The 4,467-nt window shown below is 73.7% G+C and carries 3 protein-coding genes; 2 read left to right on the top strand and 1 reads right to left on the bottom strand.

Annotated features, from left to right (window positions below; genetic code table 11):
• Positions 1-171 precede the first annotated feature (171 nt).
• Positions 172-708: a hemerythrin domain-containing protein gene (locus TSO221_RS33315; RefSeq protein WP_158284298.1), complete on the bottom strand. Its 537-nt coding sequence runs from the start codon at positions 706-708 to the stop codon at positions 172-174.
• Positions 709-860: 152 nt separating this feature from the next.
• Between TSO221_RS33315 and ptsP the strand changes: the two genes are divergently transcribed.
• Positions 861-3,356: a phosphoenolpyruvate--protein phosphotransferase gene (ptsP, locus tag TSO221_RS33310; protein ID WP_109122762.1), complete on the top strand. Its 2,496-nt coding sequence runs from the start codon at positions 861-863 to the stop codon at positions 3,354-3,356.
• The gene (gene pfkB / locus TSO221_RS33305; RefSeq protein ID WP_109122761.1) at positions 3,353-4,288 is read left to right on the top strand and encodes a 1-phosphofructokinase; all 936 of its coding nucleotides are present in this window, start codon (positions 3,353-3,355) and stop codon (positions 4,286-4,288) included. The genes ptsP and pfkB overlap by 4 nt, the downstream gene beginning before the upstream one ends.
• The last annotated feature ends 179 nt before the right edge of the window (positions 4,289-4,467 follow it).

The raw sequence follows: 4,467 nt of genomic DNA, 5'->3' as shown, positions 1-4,467 counted from the left end.
CCGTACCGGATTTCGGTGTGCGGGCGCCGCGTGTTCTTATATTGTTAGCGCTCACAATAGCGCTGCGATTGTTAGCGCTAACCGTTCCTGGCTGCAAGAGGGGTGCGACGTTTTGGCTGCGATTTTTCGGATAACAGCGCCCAACCGATTGATGCGCCTACAAACTTTTCTTCAGCGGGTGGCACTGGCCCCGGCCGCCTGGATCCGGTCGAACAGCGGTTTGAACGCGCCGGCAGTGCCGTCGACGCTGGCGCTGCCGCCCACCTCCCAATCCTCGTCGGTCAGCACGGACAACAGGACCAGGAAGACCTCGTCGTTCTCGCGCCTGATGTGGCGGCGCTGGCCGGCGGCGTAGCGGCCAAGCTCGCCCAACGCCTCCGCAGCCGTCATGGACGGCGCCCCCGGCCCGTCCTCGAACCAGTCCAGCAGGCGCTGGCTGGCGGCCGGAAAGCGGTCGTGCTCGGCCCAGACCTCGGCGAAGGCCTCCTCGCAGCCGGGATCGCGGCCGATGGCCCGCGCGAACAGCGCCTCCTCCAACGGATGGTGGTGCCATTCCGGAAAGTCGCGCAGGTAGCGCAGCGCCAGCACCACCAGCTCCGAATCCAGCGGCCCGCCGGCCTCGGCCACCGCCACCTCGCGCTCGACGGCGTCGAGGACGGCCTGCATCGCCACATGGTCCCGGGCCAGATGTCGCATGACGGGATGCATGGTCGCTCCTCCGCAAGGGGTTGGGCCGCGTCCCTGCATGCTCCCGCAAGCCGCGGCCACGGTCAACGCCGCGCTGCCGCTTGGAGGCGGCGCCCGCGCGCACCATTGTCTATCGATCCGGCCAAGACCGGGCTGACAGGGGAGGACCGCCGATGCTCCAGGTCACGGAGTCGCAGGTGCGCCTTGGGCTCTCGGCCGCGGACAAGACCGAGGCGATCCGCACCGCCGGCCGCGCCATGGTCGACGCCGGCCTGATCGAGCCCGGCTACATCGACAGCATGCTCGGCCGCGAGGCCATCACCTCCACCTATCTCGGCAACGGTATCGCCATCCCGCACGGCCTGCCCCAGGCCCGCGACCTCGTGCGGCAGACCGGCGTGGTGGTCGTGCAATTCCCCGGCGGCGTCGATTGGGGCGGCGAGCCCGCCCGCCTCGTCGTCGGCATCGCCGCCAGATCGGACGAGCACATCGCCGTGCTGCAACGCCTCACCGGCGTGCTCGGCAACCCGGCTGAAGCGGCGCGGCTGGGCACCACCACCGACCCGGGCGCGGTGATGGCGGTGCTGAACGGCGGCGAAACCGTCCCGGCGCCGGACGCCGCCGCCCCGCTCGCCGGGCCGTCCATCGCCGTCACCGCCCCCTCCCCGCACGGCCTGCACGCCCGCCCGGCCACCGCGCTGGTCGAGGTGGCGAAGCGCTTCCGCTCGGAGATCGCCGTGCGCCACGGCGGCGGCACCGGCAACGCCAAGAGCCTCGTCTCGCTGCTGCGCCTCGGCGTGTCGGGCGGACAGCCGCTGACCATCAGCGCCGCGGGCGACGACGCCGACGCGGCACTCGCCGCCATCCGCGCCGCCTTCGCGGCCGGACTGGACGAGTCCACCGTCTCCGGGACGCCGCCCCCGCCACCGCCCGCGCGCGCCGCGCCACCGGCCGACCTCGACTACGACGGTCAGGTGATCGCCGGCATCTCCGCCTCGCCCGGCGTCGCCACCGGCACCGCCTGGAAGTTCCAGCGCGAAGAGTTGACCGTCGATGAGACCGCGCCCGACCCCGCCGTCCAGCACCGTCGCCTGGACCACGCCCTGGCCGGCGCCGCCGCCGACCTGCGCAACCTGCACGAGGAGTTCTGGAAGAAGGCGGGCGCGGCCAAGGCCGCCATTTTCAAGGCGCACCTGGAGCTGCTCGACGACCCCGAGATGGCCGCCGACGCGCACGCCCGCATCGACGCGGGGAAAGGCGCCGGCTGGGCGTGGCGCGCCGTGTACGAGGAGCGCGCCAACACGCTGGCCCAGCTGACCGACGCGCTGTTGGCCGGCCGCGCCGCCGACCTGCGCGACGTCGGCCGCCGGGTGCTGCGCCTGCTGGCCGACGCGACGGAGAGCGTCGCCGCCCTGCCCGACCACCCGGTGATCCTGCTGGCCGAGGACCTGGAACCGTCCGACACCGCCAAGCTCGACCCCGCCATGGTGCTGGGCCTGTGCACGGCCGGCGGCGGGGCGACCTCGCACACGGCGATCATCGCCCGCTCGCTGGACATCCCGGCCGTGGTGGCCGCCGGCCCCTCGCTGCTCGACCTGGAGAACGGGCGGGAGGTCATCATCAACGGCGACGACGGTGTGCTGGTCGCCGGCCCGTCCGGGCGTGACCGCGCCCGCGCCGCCACCGCCCGCGTCGCCGTCGCCCAGCGCCGCGAGGCCGAGCACCTGGAGCGCTACAAGCCCGCCATCACCACCGACGGCCGGCGTGTCGAGGTGGCCGCCAACCTCTCCGATCCCGAGGCCGCGGTGAAGGCGGTGGAGGCCGGGGCCGAGGGCATCGGCCTGATGCGCACCGAGTTCCTGTTCCTCCAGCGCGACTTCCCGCCCAGCGAGGAGGAGCAGCTGGAGGCCTACCGCATCATGGTCCGCGCGATGAACGGGCTGCCGATCATCCTGCGCACCCTGGACATCGGCGGCGACAAGAACGTCCCCTACCTGCGCCTGCCGGCGGAGGAGAACCCGTTCCTCGGCGTGCGCGGCATCCGCCTGTGCTTCGAGCGGGAGGACCTGTTCCGCACCCAGCTGCGCGCCATGCTGCGCGCCTCGGCCGAGGGGCCGGTGCGCATCATGTACCCGATGATCGCCGCCCCCGCCGAACTCGCCCGCGCCAAGGCGATCACCGAGGAGGAGCGGCGCACGGTCGGCGTCGCCCCGGTGGAGATCGGCATCATGGTCGAGGTGCCCTCGGCGGTGATGATGGCCGACCGGCTGGCGAAGGAGGTGTCGTTCTTCTCCATCGGCACCAACGACCTGACGCAGTACGTGCTGGCCATGGACCGCCTGCACCCGGTGCTCGCGCCGCAGGCCGACGGGCTGCACCCGGCCGTGCTGCGGATGATCGAGCGCACGGTGGCCGGGGCGAAGGCCGCCGGCGTCTGGGTGGGGGCCTGCGGCGGCATCGCCGGCGATCCGGCGGGCGCCGTGCTGCTGGCCGGCCTGGGCCTGACCGAGCTGAGCGTCGCCATCCCCAGCGTGCCGTCGGTCAAGGCGCGGCTGCGCGGTATCTCCATGGCCGAGGCCGAGCGCACGGCGCGCGACGCGCTCGTGTGCGACGACGCGGCCGAGGTGCGCGCGCTGGTGCGCGACCGCTTCCCTGGAGGTGCGGCATGAAGGGAGTCGTCACCGTCACCCTGAACGCCGCGGTCGACCAGACGCTCGACGTGCCGGGCTTCACCGCCGGGGCGGTCAACCGCGCGGTGGCCGAGACCCGCACCGCTGGCGGCAAGGGCGTCAACGTCGCCGCCTTCCTGTCCGGTGGCCCCGCGCCGGTCACCGCCACCGGCTTCCTGGGCGAGGACAACGCGGCGGTGTTCGAGGCGCTGTTCCGCCGCCGCCACATCACCGACCGCTGCCTGCGGGTGCCGGGCGCCAGCCGGGTCAACGTCAAGGTGGTCGACCGCGAGGGCGGCTCGGTCACCGACATCAACCTGCCGGGACCGCAGATCCGCGCCGAGAGCTGGCACGGCCTGCTGCACGCGCTCGACGGCCTCGCCGCGGACAACGGCACGGCCGTGCTGGCCGGCAGCGTTCCGGCCGGCGTGCCGGAGACCGCTTACGCGGACATCATCCCGCGCCTGCGCCGTCACAACGCCTTCGTGGTGGTGGACGCCAGCGGCGCGCCGCTGCGCCACGCGGTGGCGGCGCGGCCGGACATGGTGAAGCCCAACGCGCACGAGCTGTCCGAACTGCTCGGCCGCCCGCTGTCCGGTCGCGACGCGGTGGTGCGGGCGGCGCGCGATCTGGCGGAGTCCGGCATCGCGCTGGTGGTGGTGTCGCTGGGCGCCGACGGCGCGGTGTTCGTCGAGGGCGGCCGGGCGCTGCTGGCGGTCCCGCCGAAGGTGGCGGTGGCCAGCACGGTGGGCGCCGGCGACGCCATGGTGGCCGGCGTTCTGGCGGCGCGGCTGGAGGGCGGCGACCTGGAGGCCTGCGCCCGGCGCGGCACGGCGTTCGCCGCCGGCACCCTGTCCCGCCTCGGCCCGGAACTGCCGCCGCCGGAGCGGATCGCGGAACTGATGGCCGCGGTGACGGTGGAAACGTTGTGAGCGCTTGAGCCCTCCTCCAGCCCGGCTGGGGGAGGGTTGGGTGGGGGCAACGGCCCGCCGGGAACGCCGTAGCCCCCACCCTCCCCAGGCTGCGCCTGGGTCCCCTCCACCGGTCGCCCGCAAGTCGGGCGACCGCGCTCCGCCTACGATCGCCTTCGGCGCTCGTTAACTTCGTTACC

This window comes from Azospirillum sp. TSO22-1 (genome assembly GCF_003116015.1).
Classification (GTDB): domain Bacteria; phylum Pseudomonadota; class Alphaproteobacteria; order Azospirillales; family Azospirillaceae; genus Azospirillum.
This window is presented reverse-complemented; position numbering and strand designations above follow the sequence as displayed.

Excerpts from the sequence above, each read along its gene's own strand:
- TSO221_RS33315 (WP_158284298.1), bottom strand. The coding sequence starts at position 708 with ATGCATCCCGTCATGCGACATCTGGCCCGGGACCATGTGGCGATGCAG.
- ptsP (WP_109122762.1), top strand. The coding sequence starts at position 861 with ATGCTCCAGGTCACGGAGTCGCAGGTGCGCCTTGGGCTCTCGGCCGCG.
- pfkB (WP_109122761.1), top strand. The coding sequence starts at position 3,353 with ATGAAGGGAGTCGTCACCGTCACCCTGAACGCCGCGGTCGACCAGACG.